The sequence below is a fragment of the Mesorhizobium sp. LNHC229A00 genome (assembly GCF_000502415.1).
GTDB lineage: Bacteria > Pseudomonadota > Alphaproteobacteria > Rhizobiales > Rhizobiaceae > Mesorhizobium.
In genome coordinates this window covers 1-286 of record NZ_AYWQ01000249.1, presented here as the reverse complement: position 1 = coordinate 286, position 286 = coordinate 1, and the positions used below count along the sequence as shown (strand labels likewise).

At 61.9% G+C, this 286-nt stretch carries 1 pseudogene; it reads left to right on the top strand.

The window, feature by feature from the left end:
* A pseudogene (locus tag X742_RS1000000175365) lies at positions 1-286 on the top strand (integrase); the annotation flags it as partial.

The following is a 286-nucleotide window of genomic DNA, read 5'->3' as shown; positions in this document are numbered from 1 at the left end:
GGTCAGGACTCGCGCGATCGTCGTGCAGCAGAAGACCGGGCGACCAGTACAGTTCGAAATCACCAGCGACGTACGAGCAAGCCTGCTGGCCTGGCTCGAGCGGCGTGGCGGCACGGTCGAGGACCAGGCTTTCCCGAGTCGAGTCGATCACGCAAACCACACGAGCACAAGGCAGTATGCCCGCCTAGTGGACGAATGGGTGACGGCGATTGGGTTGCGACGAGAGGAGTATGGTACACTCGCTCCGGCGCACGAAGGCGTCAATGATATACAAGGCGACGGGCAA